The following is an 18,033-nucleotide window of genomic DNA, read 5'->3' as shown; positions in this document are numbered from 1 at the left end:
GCTCAAGCTTGTAAGCCGATCTCATGCCGCCAGCGAAGACGGAATAATAATTCGTGCAGACAGCAGAGCGACGTTGACGAGGGTCAGAACGGACTCATCAACGGTGGTATCGGCAGTGTATCCAGTCATCGCGGCGGCCTCCTTTCGGTCTAGAAGTTTGTCCTTCCGAGCGGTTATCGCTCGAACTGGTTCCACACCATAGGAGCGCCGTTCCGCCGCCGGCCGCCGATGTTCACTATGTGAACCATGCGCATTCGTCGCATGTTCCCATCACATTCCCGTAACCTGCGGGACAGCCCGCGGCCACCGTCACCGCGTCGAATCGGCTTTGCGCAGGACGAGCGGCACGAGCGTGACGCCACGCTCCCCCGCGTCACCGTCACCGGCGACCGCGCCACCATCCCCGATCAGCGCGATCATCCGGTCGACGATGCGCTCGGCGATCGTACCGAAATCCTGCGCGACGGTCGTGAGCCGCACGCCGGCCGCGTCGACGAGATACGTGCCGTCGTACGCGACGACCTGGAGGTCGTCGGGCACGCGGATGCCGCGCCGCGCCGCCTCCTGCACGGCGAGCGCGGCGACGACGTCGTTGCCGACGATCGCGTCGACGGGCGGCACGGCGGCGTCCGTCACGACGGGCGCGACGCCGCCGTCACCGCCGTCTGCCGCCGTCGCGTCGCCGGTGACGTCGCCGGCGACCACGCGGCCGCGACGGCCGAACAGGTCGCGCACGGCGGCGACGTATCCGGCGAAATCGTCGACGCCGCCCGCCTCGACGTACTCGTGCGCGATGCCGGCCGCGTCCAGCTCGCGTTCCAGCGTGAGGTAGTAGCGCACGGTGGGGAACGTGGATTCCGGATGCGGCGCGACGGACGACGACGCGGCGATCGCGCCGTCCTGCTGACCGCCATCCGACAGTTCGTCGTCCGTGAGATCGTGGAACTGGGCGCGCGGGCCGCCGACCAGCGCGACGTGACGTGCGCCGGACGCGATCAGCTCGCGTGCGACGATGCGGCCGCCCTGCTCGTGGTCGGAACGCACCGACGGCACGCCTTCGCCGAGATAGCGGTCGAACGCGACGACCGGACGGCCGATCGACGTCCAATAGTCGGCGGGATGACGCGTGTGCGCGGCCATGACGATGCCGTCCATCATGTGCCGGCGCAGCATGTCGATGTATTCGGATTCGTCCTTGCCGGTGTCCGCCACCGAGCACAGGACGACGCGCATGCCGCGCGCCGAGAATCCGCGCTGGAGGGCGGCGACGAACGTGGCGAAGAACGGATGGCGGACGGTCGGCACGATCACGCCGACCATGTTGGTGCGGTCGCGGTAGAAGTTACGTGCGAGCTCGTTGGGGATGTAGCCGAGCGCGTCCATCGCGTCCTGCACGCGCCGGCGCATCTCGTCGGACACGTATCCGGTGCCGTTGACGACGAGCGACACCGTGCTCACCGAGGTTCCGGCCCGACGGGCCACGTCACGCATACCGACCATGCACCACTCCCCTTTCACGCTACCGCCATATATACGGAACTATCGTACTTCACTCTTCCGCCCCGCTCCCGCCGGCGGAACCACGAGACACCCCACCCCCGCTCCCGCCGACAGAACCACGAGACACCCCATCCCCGCTCCCGCTGACGGAACACGAGGCCCCACATCCCCGCTCCCGCTGACGGAACACGAGGCCCCACATCCCCGCTCCCGCTGGCGGAACCACGAGGCCCGACCATTCCCCGCTCCCGCTGGCGGGAGCTGTCGAACGCAGTGAGACTGAGGGTGGTCCCCGACTCGCCCAACCACCCCCAGTCGGCTCCGCCGACAGCCCCCGCCAGCGGGGGCCGAGTCTGTTGCCCCCTCTTCTCCGCCGACAGCCCCCGCCAGCGGGGGCCGAGTCTGTTGCCCCTCCTTCTCCGCCGACAGCCCCCGCCAGCGGGGGCCTGCACACGCCCGCTACTTGCGCAGGAAGAACGCGGCGATCAGGACGCACGCGATCGCGGCGGGGAACACCGCCATGTAGCCGAACGACGCGGGCGCCACGGCGACCGCGCCCGCGCCCAATCCCGCGCCGAGCGCCAGTCCGAACGGCCTCGCGTTCGCGTACGTGCGCAGGTATCGTCCGGCCGCATGCGGGTCCGGCAGCGCGTCGACGACGAGCGGCTGGACGAGCACGTCGTACAATCCGCCCGCATACCCGGACACGAACGAGAACACGACGAGGCTGCGTTCGCCGCCGATCGTCACGATCGCCAGTCCGGCGAGCAGGCCGATCGCGTACAGCACGCACGCGCACACGACGGCCGCGTGCGATCCGCGCCACCATGGTCCGAATCCTTCGGCGAACTTGTCGGTGACGGCGCCGGCGGAGGTCGTCGCGAGCAGCGTGCCGGCGAACGTGGCGAGCGCGAGCAACGCGATGAGCACGCCGGCGGGCAGCGTCATCGGCGCGGCGGTGAGCGCCGGGTCGTCGCCGTACACGGCGAACCGCACGACGTACCACAGGTAGACGCCGGTCGCCGCAGCGGCGGCGGTCATGCACACGCGCGAGAGGAGCAGGCGGCGGAACCGCGCGGCGCCTGCCGTCGCGTCCGCCGCCGCGCGCGGCAGGCGCAGCGACGCCGCGTCGAACACGTCGCGCCAGCTGAACCGCACGTGCGGCTGTTCCGTGCTGGACGGTTCGCGCGGCCACACGAGCACGGTGGCCACGCCGGCCACAGCGAACATGACGGCCGCGCACAGGAACGGGTTGAACGCGCCGAAGCCGATGGCGAGTCCGCCGACCACGCCGCCCGCCGCCTGCCCGGCGATCACGCCGATCGCGTTCCAGCGTTCCGTCTCGTCGCGGAACTTGTCGGGCACGCGTTCGGCGACGGCGGCGGCGAGCGGCGCGACGAGCATCGCGTACGTGAACTGCAACGCCGTCCACAGGATGACGACGAGCACCGTGGCGGTCACCGCGCCGAGCGCGAGCGCGACCAGCGCGGACAGCACGCCGCCGGCGACGAGCCACGGCGTGCGGCGGCCCGCGGGCACGCGCGTGCGGTCGGACAGTGCGGCGACGAGCGGCGTGAACAGGAGGCTCCATGCGGCGCCGAGGATGATCATCGCGGACAGTGCGGGCGCGAGGCCGACGGCGCGCAGGGTGGCGGCCGGGTCGGCAAGGCCCCTGTCGAAGCCGGCGCCGCGCGCGATCTGGTTCGGCAGGCCGACGAGGTTGACGGCGCCCCACGGCGCGGCCGTGAGGAACGAGCCGACGGCGAACCCCCATTTGAGGTGGGAGAGCTGCACGGCGTCGGGGCGTTCGCCGTCGGCGGCGACCATCGGGTCGCGCATGTCGAGGAACGACGACGCGTAGTCGGGCACGGCGGCGTCGACGCGTGCGGCGGCGACGACCGACGCGGTGCCTTCCGTCGTGAGGCGGGCGGCCTGCGCGGTCGGCTGTTCGACGGATGATTCCGGGGCGATGCGGTGCGGGTCGGCGGCGAGTCGGGAGACCGAGGCCTTGTCTTCGGCGCTGAGCGCCTTCTCGTAATCGGGCCGGTCGTCGATGCCCGGCCGCTTATATGGCTCCATCATGATGGACTCCTTCCCTTTCCCTATATCTCTCAGTACCTCGTTATACCTCTATATATTGTCCCACTTGCCGGTTCGTTCGGACAGGGTTTCGGCCGTGGTTTCCCGGGCCCGGCAGACCCGGGCACCCCGGCACCCCCTCAGTCGGCTTCGCCGACAGCTCCCCCTGAAGGGGGCGCAAAAAGGCCATTTCTTTGCGCCCCCTTGAGGGGGAGCTGTCCGCCGCAGGCGGACTGAGGGAGTTTTCCCAGCCACCTCACAGCATCAGGCAAGAGAACCCCCACATTTGCCGACGTACTGTCTTACTGTTATAGCGAAACGCGCGCGGATCCCGCACCCCGGCCGACCCCGGCACCCCGCCCCGCGCGCATAGGGATATAGAGGACTGGAGAAGCAGCATATGTTCGTTCTCACCAACGCCTGGCGCGCCGTGTCGCGCCGCTGGGCGATCTCAGTGCTGACCGTGGTGGTCACGCTGCTCGTCTCGTTCGGCACGATCGCCTCGCTCGCGATCGTGCAGGCGAGCAACACCGCCCACGGCAGCGCCTACGATTCGCAGACCCCGAACGCGGTGCTGCGCCCGACCGCCGCCACGCAGGCCACGATGAAGTCCGACGACGCGAAGTCGACCACGTCGCGGTATCTCACGCTCACCGACTACGAGCCGTATGCGGAGAAGATGCAGGAGCAGAACCTCACGTTCACGTATTCGCTCATCTCCACGGTGCCGGTGCGCCAGTCCTCGTCGATCAAGGCGATCGCCGGCAGCGCGGACACGGAATCCGCGGCCGACAAGACGGGCGGCGAGTTCCAGCTGCGCGCCTTCTACGACGACAACGCCGTGAAGGCCAACGAGTTCGGCTCCTACCATCTGACCTCCGGCAAGAAGCTCACGTTCACCGACACGACGGCGACCGGCGCGCTGGTCTCCAAGGCCGTGGCCGAGAAGAACAACCTCAAGGTGGGCGACAAGTTCAAGGTCGGCGATCCGACCGACGAATCGAAGACCTACGAGTTCACCGTGCAGGGCATCTACGAATACGACGACGCGGCCGGCTCGAACGGCGACGGCGACGGCAAGTACGCGAAGGACAACCGCGACAACGTGATCTACTCCGCCTACGCCACCACGTACACGATGGGCGTCACCAAGGAGAGCGACGACCCGAAGAACGACTGGTCGAAGCCGGATCTCGACATCGTCTTCCAGTTCTCCGACACGGCCACCTACAAGAAGTTCGTCACGCTCGTCACGAAGGCGAAGCTGCCGAAGGGCTACGAGCTCGTCTCCCCGTCGCTCGACGAGTATGAGGCGTCGATCAAGCCGCTCGGCGACGCCGCCTCCCGCACGCGCGTCATCCTGTGGGTGGTCGCGCTCGGCGGATGCCTCGTGCTCGCGGCGCTCACCATCGCGCGCACCTGGTTCGGCCGCACCGACGAAATCGGCATGGCGCTCGTCTCCGGCGTGACGAAGCCGCGTCTCGGCTGGCAGTTCATGGTCGAGACGTTCATGCTCACCGTGGTTCCGGCCGTGATCGGCCTGCTGGCCGGCGGCCTGGGCGCGGGCGCGATCGGCGCCACGCTGGCCGGCGGCCACGCCACGCCCGTCACGGCCGGCATCGTCTGGCCGTTGGTCTGGGAATCGATCGGCATCGTCGTCGCGCTCGCGATCGTCGCGATGCTGCGGCCGGCGACGTTCCCCAACGCGAATCTGTTCAAGGCATCGGAGATTTCGGAGGACAAGGCATGAGCGAGCAGGACATCGACAAGACCGAACCGGCCGTCGAGAATGACGACATCACGGCCGACGACATCGACGCGCAACCGGTCGAGTTCAGCGTCGTCTACGACGAGGACGACGACGCGGCCGACACGTCGATCGCGTTCGCCATCGACGATCTGACCGACGCCGACGCGGCGGATGCGACGGACGACGAACTGTCGGACGCCGTCGACGACGACGCGGCAGGCGAGTCCGCGCCGGTGTCCGTTTCCGACGAAACGGACTCGGCGGGCGACGCCGACGCGGCGGATGCCGGCGAGACGGATGATGCCGCGGAAGGCGACGCGACCGCCGCCGAACCCGCGGAGACCGCGGAAACGACCGACACCACCGACACCACCGCAGACAAGGCGGCCGACGCGAATCCCAAGGAGACGAGCGCGGCGGCCACGGCGGCGAACGCGCGACGCGTCAACGAGACGCTCGCGCTGGCCGCGAAGAACCACGACGTCAGCGCGAGCGCGGACCCGAACGAGATCAAGGCGTCGACGAAGCGTTCCGAACGGGCGCTCGACCGGCAGGTCGGCGACCGCGTGCTGCTCAAGTCGTACCCGACGTTCTCGCTCAACCATGCGACCACGACGAACCGCAAGACCGGACGTCACGTGCTCGACAACGTGTCGCTCGCCTGCTACGCGGGCTCGCTGTACGCGATCCGCGTGCTGCCCGACGCGGACGATCCGGAGCAGCGCGTCACGCTGATGGAGGTGCTCGGCGGCTACCAGCTGCCCACGTCCGGCACGGCGATGACGAAGAGCTCGAACCTCGCGGAACTGGAGATCAACGAGCTGCGCGGGCACCGGCTCGGCATCGTGCCGCAGCGCTACGCGGTGCGCGGCGACCTCGACGCGGAAGCGAACGTGCGGTACGCGATGGACGCGTCCGGGCGCACGTACCTGAAGCCGAAGCCGGTGATCGCGCGCGAACTGCTCGACCGCGTCGGATTCTCCGAGGCGACGAGCGGGCGTCCGCTGCGCGAGCTGCCGCTCGTCGAACAGCGCCGCGTGGCGATCGCCCGCGCGATCAGCTGCGAAGCGGACGTCGTGATTCTCGACGAGCCGACGAAGGGCCTGGAGGCGGATGATGCGGCCGCGATTCTGGACCTGCTCGCCTCGATCGCGCACGCCCGCGACCCGAAACGCGCCGTCATCGTCGTGACCTCGTCCGACGAGGTCGTGCAAGCCGCCGACGAGGTCTTCTCCCTCACACGATGACCATGCCGTATTCCTTGGCGAGGGGGCGCACGTCGACTACGCCGTACTGGTCGAGGAGTTCCAGCCAGCGGCGCTTGTTCTCCTCGCCGAAGCGGGCCGCGCGCTTCGTGTAGCTTTCCGCGGTGACGAACTTGGCGGGCAGCGACTTGCTGTTGTATTTGTCCGCCACCATCACGGTCTCCTGTTCGAGGTTGACCGGCACGTAATCGGCCGGCGGCAGCGGCAGCTCCTGGCGGATCACGTCGTCGCGCGTCAATCCCACACCGGTGTGGTTGCGCGCGAACTGCGCGATCTCCTCGTCCACGCCGTTCTCCAGCAGGTACTCGTAGCCGAGCAGACCGTGCTTGATGTACTTCTTGCCGGCGAATTTCAGCGGTTCGCCGTCGGTGCCGTCATGCTTGAGGACCCTGTACGTGCCGATGTCGTGCAGCAGTCCGCCGATCGTGACCAGATGCTCGTCGATGAGCCGCGGCGGCACATGCCCGCCGGTCACCCCGTCGGACGGCGGCACGGCGAGGAGATCGCGCGCGGCGGGCTCCCCGGACGCACCGGACCCGGTGGTACCGACAGCAGGCGTGCCGCCCTCCCCCGCTTCGATTCCGGCGAGCACCGCCTCCGCGCCCGCCGCGGACGGCGCGGCCAGTTCCGCCGCATCCTTCGGCAACGTGCAGCGGCGCGCGAACAGCATGTTCTGGCGATGCGCGAGCATGCGGGCGATGCGCGCGACGATCACGCAATGCGTGTGGATCAGGTCGTACGCCTCTTCGGAAGGCGCGATCTTGTGGTGAAGCTCTTCGATCTGCTCAAGCGTAGGAACCATACCGCCATTGTATGGCGGCCTCGGAACGCGCCTTTCCGTAGGCGGTTTCCGCATTCCATTGGAAACCATACGTCGGAAACAGTCAGAAAATGACAACACCCTCAGTTGCAAAACCGCGGAATAAAGCCGATTCTAAATCGGAGCGCCCAATCACTCCCCCAAGCCACTTCCCAACGGAATCTCCAAACAACCAACACAACAGAAACGCATACTCGATATACGTTAAAAGGTATATCTATTCAGTGCATCTCGATGCCATCGACCAGGAGGAAGCACGATGAAACGCACATCATTTGACGACTACATGGCCAAGCGCGGACTCACCGAGCAGGACCTGCAGCCATACAAGGATCAGTTGCAGGAGCGCATCCGCGTCTACGAGCTCAAGGAGGCACGTAAAGCCTGCGCGCTGACGCAGCAGCAACTCGCCGACCACATGGGCGTCAGCCAGAAACGGGTCTGCGAACTGGAACGCGGCGACATCGACCACACACAGGTCTCCACACTGAAACGCTACGTCGAGGGACTCGGCGGCATCCTGCACGTCAGCGCCACCCTCCCCGGCCGCGAACCGATCGTCATCGTATGAGATGAAACAATCCCCGCACGATCAGTCGATGGAGCGCATCGACCATTCGCCGGTGCGGTTGGAGGCGACGATCATCTGGTCGTTTTCAAGCTCCTCCCAGCCGTCGGCCTCGGTCTGGTCGAAGCCGGACGACGCGACGACGATGCCCGCGGGCGCGCCCTCCTCGTCGGTGAGCGCACGGTAGCGCATCACACGGTAGTCCTGTGCCTTCTCGCCCTGGCCGTACTGGTCGTAGATCTCGACGATGCGCGACGACGTGCGTTCGCGGCCGGCCGCGTTCAACGCGATGAACTGGTCCTGCGACTGGATCATGCAGTTGTAGCTGGAGCGCGGGTACGCCTGGCGCAGCTCGCGCACGGCCTGCGCCACGGCCTCGTCGAGGTCGTAGCCGAAGCCGATGTATTCGAGGATCACGGCGAAGAAGATCGCGGAGTCGGAGCGGCCGCCGGTGGACAGGAACACGCTGTGGTTCACCGGGTACTGGCGGTTCGTCACGATGTTGCGGCCGTGCGAATCGGAGATGTCGCCGTTGTGGATGAAGCTCAGTCCGTTCGCGAAGAACGGCTGCTGGTTCTCGAGGATGAGCGGCAGGTTCGAGGAGGCGAGGCGCAGATGCCACAGGCCACCTCGCGCCGGTTCGGAGGCGAGTTCGGGGAAGACCGGGTCGAGGCGCGCGGCCACGGTGGTCTTGTACAGCTTGGTGCCGGTCTCGGGCGAAGGCGCGCCGCCATCGAGTGTGCCGGGTCGTTCGATCGGCTCGTAGAGCATCGCGCAACCCCAGCCGTCGTTGTGGATCTCGCTCATCTCACGATAGGCGTCCACACCCTCCGTGCCTAGGATTGCGTTGAGACTCAGGTTGAACCCTGCCGTCGCGTAACCCAGTAATCTGCACATAGTTGGCTACCATAACCCGCACACGATTCGACGCGCGGCCGGTGCTATAAGCGTTGCTTATAGGTTTCATCCACGCGTCTCGTCCACACCGCGTCTCGTCCGCGTCGCGGCCTCACCGCACCGGCGGCAAATCCCCGGTGACCGGCTCGCTCCCGGCGGCGCGTTCAATCCGCTTCAGCCGCGGCGGCCTGCGCGTGGACACAAACAGCGGCTGCACTTCGACGAGCGGGTTGTACGGCGCGAGTCCGAACCATTTGACCGGCGATCCGGCGACGTGGCGAATCGCGTACTTCGTCTGCAGCGACAACGCCCCGCGCGCGGAGACCTTCGACTCCGGCATCAGCGCCTTGTGAATCAGCACGTAGCGGATCGTGCCGATGTTCGGATCGGCGTCGACCTTCGGGTACAGCGACTTCTGCTGCGGCAGTTCGCCGGTCTTCGACAGGTCGTGCATGATCTGGTGCAGGTACGCCGGAATCGACTGCGACACCTTGAATCCGAGCCGGATGCGCACGCGGAACAGGAAGTCGGTGCCGAAGTTCTGCACCTCGTATTCGCGCGTGAACGGCTGGTCGGTGGTCTCCACGCTCACCGCCCACCATGCGCGGGCGCGCTTCGGATGGTCGGCGAAGATGGAGAAGAAGATGTCGGTGTCGAGCCGTTTCGTCTCGCTGTCGGACGTGAGATACACGATGTTGTCGGCGAAGTACGGGATGCGGAAGTCGCCGTGCAGTTTCTCCAACGTGGGCAGGAAGTCCTTCGGGCGCATGTGGCGGCGCTGCGCGCGTTCCAGCTTCGTGCCCTCGTTCCACGTGTACATGACGAACAGGATTGCGATGGTGAGCAGCATCGTGAACCAGCCGCCGTGCAGGAACTTCGCCATCGACGCGATGAAGAACAGAATCTGGATGGCGAGGAACAGCACGAGGAACACGATCGCGCCGACCCGCCGCTTCGCGTACCACAGGTATACGGCGAGCAGGATCGTCGTCGTGATCATCGTGATGGTGAGCGCGAGTCCGTACGCGGCGGAGATGTGTTCGGAATCCTTGAACATCGCGAGCACGAGCAGCGTCGCGACGCACAGCACCGCGTTGACGACCGGGATGTACAGCTGCCCGCGCGTGCGCGCCGGGTAGCGCACCTGAAGATGCGGCATCCAGTTGAGTCGCGTCGCCTCGGAGACCATCGTGAACGCGCCGGTGATGAGCGCCTGCGACGCGATTACGCCGGCGGTGACGGACAGCACGACCGCCACGTAGCGCACGTTCGGCGTCATCATCTGGAAGAACGGGTTCAACGATTTCATCGTCGTGTAGTGCGGGTCGCGGCTGTGCGCGAGGATCCACGCGCCTTGGCCGAAGTAGCAGCAGACGAGCGCGACCTTGATGAACGGCCACGTGAAGTAGATGTTGCCGCGGCCCACATGGCCCATGTCGGAGTAGAGCGCCTCGGCGCCGGTGGTCGCGAGGAACACGGTGCCCATCAGCGCGATGCCGGCGTCGTTGTGCGGGCTGAACAGGAACCGCACGCCGTACACCGGGTTGAGCGCGGCGAACACCGTCCAGTCCTGCGCGAGGTTCACGAGTCCGACGACGGCGAGGAAGCTGAACCAGACGAGCACGATCGAGCCGAACACGCGGCCGATGCTTTCCGTGCCGCGCGACTGCACCATGAACAGCACGACGATGATGACCACGGTGATCATCAGCGTGAGGCTTGGATTGTCGTCGAACAGCTTCTCGAGCGGCGGCAGCGTCTGCAGGCCCTCGACGGCGGAGCTGATCGACACGGCCGGCGTGAGCACCGAGTCGGCGAGGAACGCGGCGCCGCCGACCATCGCGGGGATGGCGAGCCACGCGCCGCGGCGGCGGATCAGCGAGTACAGCGCGAAGATGCCGCCTTCGCCGTTGTTGTCGATCTTCATCGCGATGAGCACGTATTTGACGGTGGTGATCAGCGTGATCGACCAGAACACCAGCGACAGCATGCCGAGCACGGCCTCGCGGTCGACGCTGCCGATGCCGCCCTGCCCGGAGAGGAACGTCTGCGCGGTGTAGAGCGGCGAGGTGCCGATGTCGCCGTAGACGACGCCGAGCGCGACGATCATCATGCCCCAGCTGACCTTGTTCGGCCCGGACTGCAGGCGCGCCCACCAGCGGCCGAAGCGTCCCTTCGCGGCGGTGGTGGCGAGCTTGGCGGCCTCCTTGTTCTCGGCCTCGGCCTGCTTGGCGAGGACTTCGCGCTCCTCCTTGGTGAGGGTGCGGCGTGAGACCTTCGGGGCGTTGGTGAAGGTGTCGGCCCTCAGCAGGGCCTCCTTCTCCGCCTTGGCCTTCGCCTGGCGTTCGTCGGCCGGTCGGGGCCGCACGACGGCGGCCTTGGCTTTGCCGGTCCCGTTCGCACCGGTACCGTTCGCGCCGGTACCGTTCATCCTGGTACCGTTCGCGCCGCCCGGTCTGCCTGCCTTCTTGCTCGTGTCGTCTGCGGTGCCGCTTACCACCTTGCGGGCGCGTTTGGTCTGCTGATTGCGGTCAGTCATACGCTCAATCCTCCATGCGGAGCAGCCTCACACTGCCTGCCGTTCTCGATGCTCTTTCGTCTCTTGCGTCACACTCGCTTCATTCGGGCAATCATCGTAGTCCTCTGACGCAATCACCACAAATTCACCAGCAGTGCGAATCATCGCGGCGAAATCGCACGGAAATCCACCATCGTTCCCCCACTTCGCCCGATAAACCCGCATCACCGCGCCGTCGTCACCGCCGCCGCGCCCGCGTCACCGCACCGTCACCGCACGCGCACGCCGCCGCGCCTCACACGCCGTACACCGCGCGCGTGGTGGCGCGGGTGCCGCGCGCCACCGCCGCGAGCGGCATGTCGAGCGTATCGGCCATCGCGCGCAACGTGTACGGGATCATGTACGGCGCGTTCGTGCGCCCGCGGTACGGCATCGGCGTGAGGTACGGCGCGTCGGTCTCCACCATCGCGTGGTCGAGTCCGACGATGCGCAACGATTCGCGGATTCCCTCGTTGCCCTTGTAGCTCACCGTGCCGGAGAAGCTCAGGTACCAGCCGTTCTCGCGCGCGATCGCGGCCATCTCGGCGTCGCCGGAATACGAGTGGAAGACGGTGCGTTCGGGCGCGCCGTCGGCGAGCAGCGTCTCGATCACTTCGCGATGCGAGTCGCGGTCGTGGATCTGCATCGGCAGGTTCAGCTCCTTGGCGAGCGCGATGTGCGCGCGGAACGCCTCGCGTTGCAGTTCCAGCGCGCCCTCGCCGGTGCGGAACAGGTCCATGCCGGTCTCGCCGATCGCGACGACCTGGTCCGGGTACGCGCGTGCGAGGCGTTCGACCTCGGCCATGGCCTCGTCGAACGGCACGTCGTGGTACGGCTTGTACGTGACGGCCAGTCCGTCCGGCCCGGCCACCGCGCGGTGGCCGTGACGCACGGCCTCGTTCGGGTGGATGGCAATCGCCGCGTGCACGACGCCCGGGTGCGCGACGGCCATGTCGATTGCGCGTTGGAGGTTCGGCAGTTCGCAGCCGCAGTCGATGATTCCGGTCACGCCGACCGCCGCCGCCTGCGCGAGCAGTTCGTCGACGTCGTAGACGGGGACTTCCGGCTGTCCTTTCGCGACGGCCTCGTGGCTCATCGCGCGTGCGAACGGCACGACGGAGGCGACGTGCGTGTGATTGTCGATGACGTGGGCGCCTTCCGGCAGCGGTTCCGGCGCGGGCGCCCAGCTGCGGTCGCGATGATGATGCTTGCTCATACCCGCCCAGTCTAGCGAGGCGTGCGGCGGACGATCTGTTCCTACAACAATCCGGCCATGTACAGCGGCAGATATCGTCTGTCGCCGGCCACCGTCAACGGCTTGGGGTGAAGCACGTACTCCAGGCCCACGCGTTGTCCGAATTTGTTCTTGAACTTGTCAAGGGATACGGTGCGGTATCGGGTTCCGGACTTGACCTCGATGGGACTGATGCGGGGCTTCATGGCGGCGTTCGGATACCGGGAGACGATAAGGAAATCGACCTCCATGGTGCTTGCGGCGTCGTTGCGGCTGCTGCGGGAATAGAAGTACAGCCGATGGCCGCCGGCATGCAGCAGCTGGGCCACGACGTTCTCCACGAGCATGCCCTCGTTGACGGCGATCTTCCCCAGCAGCACGTCACGGTAGATGTCATCCTCCGTAGTCCGGGAATCGGCCAAGGCCTGCGTGACCAGCAGACCGGTGTCCGCCATGTAGCATTTGACCGTCGCCCTGTCGGCGTATGCCCCAAGTCCTACGGTCGGATCGGTGGAGTTGACGCAGTCATTGGTGACGCATGCATCCGACAGCCAGAAGAACGCATCGTCATAATCACGCATGCGGGCGTTCGTATCCAAAGAGGAAAGGCTGTACCGCTTCTCGTGCTTCGACAGCTGCGACACCAGACCGTCGAACAGCAGGGTGACGCGTCTTCTGGCCGACCCCGCGTGTTTGGCGATGTCGTCGCGGTACAGCTTGAGAATATCGCGCTTCACCGCATCCACCTGATGGAAATCACGTGTCCGGACATAGGTTTCGACCGCCTGCGGCATGCCTCCGACAAGCATGTACTCGCGGAACAGGCGCATGGCTTTGCGATGCAGCGAATCGGGCAACGGCCGGAGTCTCTCATAGGAATCGGCGATCGCCCGGCTTAGCGGTTCCTCCCCCATTGCCCATAGGAACTCGTCGAAATCGAACGGATCCAATGCCAACGAGCGTTCTTCGGAGGGGATGAGAATGTCCCGGACATTCTCCTTGATGGACACCAGGGACCCTGTTTCGATGAAGTCGAACCGCCCGTCCGCGACGAGTTGCTTGATGGCTTCGCGGGCTTTCGGGTACAACTGCACTTCATCGAAGATGATGAGGCTGTTCCGCTCGTGCAGCGTCACGCCATAGTAGGCGGACAGATACAGGAAGAACGTATCCAGATCATTGCGCATGTCTTGGAAATATGCCAGCACATCGTCGGGAGCATGGGTGAAATCGACGGTGAGACACGACGCGTACTCGTTGCGACCGAACTCCTCGGCGAGCGTGCTCTTGCCCACGCGGCGTGCCCCCTCGATGAGCATGGCCGTGTGCCCCTGCGACTGGAGCTTCCATTCCATTAATCGCTGATATGCTTTACGCTGCAGCATCATATCTCCACAAACGTTGGAAAATCAATCTTTTTCACAAAAACAGCGATTATACTGTATCAGATTTTCACAAAAACAGAGGTTTCAACCCAGCGCAATTTCACAAAAACAACGATTCCGGAATCGAAATCCAGCATCGCCGCCTACTTCCGGCAGTTCTCGCAATCCACGCCGGTGAGGCGTTCGACGGTCCGGAGCGCGGCGGGATCGACGTCGGTCTTCGCGCCGCCGTTGCGCAGGCGCGTCACCGCGCGCAGGACCACGCCGTCGGCGCACTTGCCGATGACGCCCGAATGCGAGCGCGGGGACGCGGTAAAAGCGGCGAAAAGAAACCCGGCGGGGAGAAGCCGCCGGGTGAGAGAGAAGAGAGAAGAAGGGTTCAGTTATGGGGTCCGGGAAGAACCTCGCCAGTGATATTGACTTCGGGAGGAACTCCCAACCGCTGACATGACTAAGTTAACCGTCAATCCCTTGGAGGAATGATGTGCGTTCCTGAGAAACCTCTGGGCACTATGTAACGATTTTGTAACCGCTTAGCATCACCATGGCAGCAAATCCGCCCCGGCGGGGCTGTCGCGGAGTCGCCCACATCCGGCAACGCTACAAATCCGCCCCCGCTGGCGGGGGCTGTCGAGCGTAGCGAGACTGGGGGTGGTCCCGGCCGACCCACCGGACAACCACCCTCATCCCGCTTCGCGGGACAGCCTCCGGCCCCTGCAATTATGGACGGCCTTCGGCCGACATCATATTTGCTCACTGTCGTTCGCCTTCGCCTACAAACGCTTCCGCGTTTGCTTCACGGCTCAGCCCGCCGGCGGAAGCAAGGCACCGGGCTTACTCGGCCTTCTCCTCGGCGGCGAGCTTGGCCTTTTCGGCGGCAAGGCGTTCGGCCTCGGCGGCGCGACGGGCGGCGAGCGCCTCGTCGAAGCGGGCGAGTTCCTCCTCGACGGCCTCCTTCGGGATCTTCGCGAAGATCGGCGTCGGCTTGGCGACGGGGGCGCCCACCTCGATCGGTTCGCTCTCCCACGGGTGCACGGTCTCGCCGAGCTTGTAGTCGCCGGTGATGATCGGGTACTCGAAGCCCGGCTTGTCGAGATCCTCGACCTCTTCGAGACGCGGCAGCGGAGAGAACACGCCCTTGCCGCCCAGGGCCTCCCACACCTTCTGCGAGGCGTGCGGCAGGAACGGAGCGAGCAGGTGGTTCGCGTCGGAGACGGCCTGCGCGGCCACGTGCAGCACGGTGCCGAGACGCTTCTCGTCGTCCTTAATCTTCCACGGTTCGGTCGCGGAGATGTACTTGTTGATGTCGCCGACCACGCGCATCGCCTCGATGAGGCCCGCCTTCTGGTGGTGGTTCTCGATGAAGCCGCCGACCGTGGCGAACGCGCCGCGCGTCTCGTTGAGCAGGGCGCGGTCCTCGTCGGTCATCGAATCCTCGTCGAGCGCCGGGATCTCGCCGAAGTTCTTGGCGATGAGGTTGGCGACGCGGTTGACCAGGTTGCCCCACGAGGAGGCGAGCTCCTCGTTGTTGTGGCGCACGAACTCGGCCCACGTGAAGTCGGAGTCGGAGCTCTCCGGGCCGGCGATGGAGATGTAGTAGCGCACGGCGTCCACCGGGTAGCGGGAGAGGATGTCCTTGACGTAGATGACGATGCCGCGCGAGGAGGAGAACTTCTTGCCTTCCATCGTCATGAACTCGGAGGCGACGACCTGTTCGGGCATGTTCAGCGGGCCGAGCTTGCCGGTCTCGCCGCCCTTGGAGCCCTGGCCGTTGTAGGCGAGCATCTCGGAGGGCCAGATCTGGGAGTGGAACGTGATGTTGTCCTTGCCCATGAAGTAGTAGGCCGGGCAGGACGGGTCGTTCCACCACTGGCGCCACAGCTCCGGGTCGCCCTGGCGGCGCGCCCATTCGATGGAGGCGGACAGGTAGCCGATCACCGCGTCGAACCACACGTACAGCTTCTTGTTCGGGTTGTCGATCCAGCCCTTCACCGGCACCGGGATGCCCCAGTCGATGTCGCGGGTGATGGCGCGCGGCTTGACCTCCTTGAACAGGCCCTTGGAGAAGTTGATGACGTTGGTGCGCCAGCCTTCACGGGTGTTCAGCCAGGCGAGGTTCGCCTCGGCGAGCGCCGGCAGGTCAAGGAAGTAGTGTTCGGTCTCCTCGAAGCGCGGCGTCTCGCCGTTGATCTTGGAGACGGGGTTGATGAGCTCGTCCGGGTCGAGCTCGTTGCCGCAGGCGTCGCACTGGTCGCCGCGCGCGCCCTCGGCGTGGCAGATCGGGCACTCGCCTTCGATGTAGCGGTCCGGCAGGGTGCGGCCGGTGGACGGGGAGATCGCCACCTGCTGCGTGCCCTTGTAGATGTAGCCGTTCTTCAGGCACTGCGTGAACATCTCCTGCACCACGTGCTCGTGGTTGCCGGTGGTGGTGCGCGTGAACAGGTCGTAGCTCAGACCCAGATCGCACAGATCCTTGGCGATCACGCGGTTGTAGCGGTTCGCGAGCTCCTGCGCGGTCAGGCCCTCCTTCTCCGCCTCGACGAGGATCGGGGTGCCGTGCTCGTCCGTGCCGGAGACCATCAGCACGTCGTTGCCCTTCATGCGTTCGTAGCGGGCGTACACGTCGGAGGGGACGCCGAAACCGGCCACGTGACCGATATGGCGGGGGCCGTTCGCATACGGCCATGCAACATTCACCAGAATATGACTCATAAGATCGAATTATCGGGCGCGGCGGGGACACGCCCGGACCACCCTCCGACGTGCTCCGCACGCCACCTCCCGCCAGCGGGAGGAACACGGATACAGCGTGCGCATCACCACCCACCACGCAACCTCCCGCCAGCGGGAGGAACCACCACGCACCCCGGCCATCGCACGCGACAACCCGCAACGCACCTCCACGCCCCCGCCGGCGGGGACTGCCACCGCCGTTCGCCAACCTGCCCGACCGTCCTCCTGTTCCGCCCCCGCTGGCGGGGGCTGTCGGCGGAGCCGACTGGGGGTGGTCCCGGACGACCCGCGACGGCCACACGCACGAGTTCCGAGACCACCCTCCGACGTGCTCCGCACGCCACCTCCCGCCAGCGGGAGGAACCACCACGCGGCCCGGCCATCGCACGCAGCCTGTGGATAACCTCGCGCCCGTCCACCGGGTTATCCACCCCGATTCCCCGGCCTCCGGCCCGGCTGGCGCGCACGCCGCGCACGCCCTACGGTGTGGTCATGGAACCTTCAACGACGAACGCATCAGCACCTGAACCACCGCCCGCACCATCCAAGCCGCCGCCCAGGCTGCGCACGACGCCGCTCGTGCCTACGATCCTGCGCGAACGCGATCTGCCCGGCCCGATGAGCCTCGGCCGGCTCGCCGCCGAAGGCACGATCACCACATTGGACGACATGGAGAGCGGCTACTGGTCGGAGCACGCGGCCACCCTGTACGGCCGCGCCTCGATCGTGCACCGCATCATCCCCCATTCCACGGCGGCGTGCGCGCTCACCGCTATGTGGGTGTGGATGGGCGGCGAGTTCCCGCGCACGCTCGACGTGCTGTCCCGATCGCATTTCCGCATGCGGCATTTCGGGCATCGGGTCCGCGCGTTCACGCGCAAGGTCACGCCGCGTCATCTCGTCACGATCGGCAATCTGCGCGTCACCGATCCGACGCGCACCGCGTGCGACGTCGCCTCGCTGCACGCCACCGCCGCGCACCCGAACGACTACACGGAACGGATCGTCGACCTCATGGACGCCTACGATTTCACGCCCGACGACTGCGCCACGATCCTCGACGAGAATCCGTGCATGTCGACGATGCCGCGCACCCGCGCGTGCCTCTCCGGCGTGCGCCGCTCCTACGATCACCGGCATGCCGACAGCCGCCGCATCGACCGTCGTCACGGTGACAGTCGTCATGTCGATGACCGGCACGGCGTCGGAGTCGCGCCGTGAGCCGCGCGCAGCTGCCGCGCGACG

13 protein-coding genes are annotated in these 18,033 nt (G+C 66.4%); 5 read left to right on the top strand and 8 right to left on the bottom strand.

The features are described from left to right. Positions 1–309: 309 nt before the first annotated feature. Both Uis4E_RS02435 and Uis4E_RS02430 read right to left on the bottom strand, forming a co-directional pair. A complete protein-coding gene (locus Uis4E_RS02435) occupies positions 310–1,500 on the bottom strand; it encodes a LacI family DNA-binding transcriptional regulator (RefSeq protein ID WP_101621696.1) in 1,191 nt (396 codons plus the stop codon). Positions 1,501–1,959: 459 nt separating this feature from the next. Continuing rightward, positions 1,960–3,582: an MFS transporter gene (locus Uis4E_RS02430; RefSeq protein WP_101621695.1), complete on the bottom strand. Its 1,623-nt coding sequence runs from the start codon at positions 3,580–3,582 to the stop codon at positions 1,960–1,962. A 397-nt stretch (positions 3,583–3,979) separates the two neighbouring features. Between Uis4E_RS02430 and Uis4E_RS02425 the strand changes: the two genes are divergently transcribed. Together Uis4E_RS02425 and Uis4E_RS02420 are read left to right on the top strand one after the other, a co-directional pair. Continuing rightward, positions 3,980–5,329 (top strand): FtsX-like permease family protein, encoded by a 1,350-nt coding sequence (locus Uis4E_RS02425; protein ID WP_101621694.1) that lies wholly within the window; start codon positions 3,980–3,982, stop codon positions 5,327–5,329. Next, the gene (locus Uis4E_RS02420) at positions 5,326–6,576 is read left to right on the top strand and encodes an ATP-binding cassette domain-containing protein (RefSeq protein WP_101621693.1); all 1,251 of its coding nucleotides are present in this window, start codon (positions 5,326–5,328) and stop codon (positions 6,574–6,576) included. The genes Uis4E_RS02425 and Uis4E_RS02420 overlap by 4 nt, the downstream gene beginning before the upstream one ends. Here Uis4E_RS02420 and Uis4E_RS02415 read toward each other — a convergent pair. Continuing rightward, a complete protein-coding gene (locus Uis4E_RS02415; RefSeq protein ID WP_243394280.1) occupies positions 6,566–7,396 on the bottom strand; it encodes an HD domain-containing protein in 831 nt (276 codons plus the stop codon). The two genes, Uis4E_RS02420 and Uis4E_RS02415, sit on opposite strands and share 11 nt — an antisense overlap. Positions 7,397–7,673: 277 nt before the next feature. Between Uis4E_RS02415 and Uis4E_RS02410 the strand changes: the two genes are divergently transcribed. After that, positions 7,674–7,985 carry a helix-turn-helix domain-containing protein gene (locus Uis4E_RS02410; protein WP_243394279.1) on the top strand — a complete coding sequence of 104 codons (312 nt, stop codon included), beginning with the start codon at positions 7,674–7,676 and terminating at the stop codon, positions 7,983–7,985. A gap of 21 nt (positions 7,986–8,006) precedes the next feature. On the opposite strand, the gene Uis4E_RS02405 is transcribed toward Uis4E_RS02410, so the two are convergent. The 4 genes from Uis4E_RS02405 to Uis4E_RS02390 form a co-directional block, all read right to left on the bottom strand. Next, complete coding sequence (locus Uis4E_RS02405; RefSeq protein WP_101621691.1) at positions 8,007–8,879, bottom strand: class II glutamine amidotransferase; 873 nt, start codon at positions 8,877–8,879, stop codon at positions 8,007–8,009. 112 nt (positions 8,880–8,991) lie between these two features. Continuing rightward, positions 8,992–11,418: a KUP/HAK/KT family potassium transporter gene (locus tag Uis4E_RS02400; RefSeq protein WP_243394278.1), complete on the bottom strand. Its 2,427-nt coding sequence runs from the start codon at positions 11,416–11,418 to the stop codon at positions 8,992–8,994. 274 nt (positions 11,419–11,692) lie between these two features. Beyond that, positions 11,693–12,652 carry a TatD family hydrolase gene (locus Uis4E_RS02395; protein WP_101621690.1) on the bottom strand — a complete coding sequence of 320 codons (960 nt, stop codon included), beginning with the start codon at positions 12,650–12,652 and terminating at the stop codon, positions 11,693–11,695. 41 nt (positions 12,653–12,693) lie between these two features. Beyond that, on the bottom strand, positions 12,694–14,055 hold the full coding sequence (locus Uis4E_RS02390) for an ATP-binding protein (RefSeq protein ID WP_101621721.1): 1,362 nt from the start codon (positions 14,053–14,055) through the stop codon (positions 12,694–12,696). Between Uis4E_RS02390 and Uis4E_RS11800 the strand changes: the two genes are divergently transcribed. Next, complete coding sequence (locus Uis4E_RS11800; protein ID WP_165784812.1) at positions 14,037–14,501, top strand: hypothetical protein; 465 nt, start codon at positions 14,037–14,039, stop codon at positions 14,499–14,501. The genes Uis4E_RS02390 and Uis4E_RS11800 overlap by 19 nt on opposite strands. A 388-nt stretch (positions 14,502–14,889) precedes the next feature. Here the strand turns inward: Uis4E_RS11800 and metG are convergent, their stop codons facing one another. Then, positions 14,890–16,767, bottom strand: a complete 1,878-nt coding sequence (gene metG / locus Uis4E_RS02380; protein WP_101621689.1) for a methionine--tRNA ligase — start codon at positions 16,765–16,767, stop codon at positions 14,890–14,892. A gap of 513 nt (positions 16,768–17,280) precedes the next feature. On the opposite strand from metG, the gene Uis4E_RS02375 reads away from it, so the two are divergent. After that, positions 17,281–18,009, top strand: a complete 729-nt coding sequence (locus tag Uis4E_RS02375; protein ID WP_133125380.1) for a hypothetical protein — start codon at positions 17,281–17,283, stop codon at positions 18,007–18,009. Positions 18,010–18,033 lie beyond the last annotated feature (24 nt).

Origin of the sequence: Bifidobacterium parmae, from assembly GCF_002860365.1 — a bacterium.
Taxonomy (GTDB): domain Bacteria; phylum Actinomycetota; class Actinomycetes; order Actinomycetales; family Bifidobacteriaceae; genus Bifidobacterium; species Bifidobacterium parmae.
This window is presented reverse-complemented; position numbering and strand designations above follow the sequence as displayed.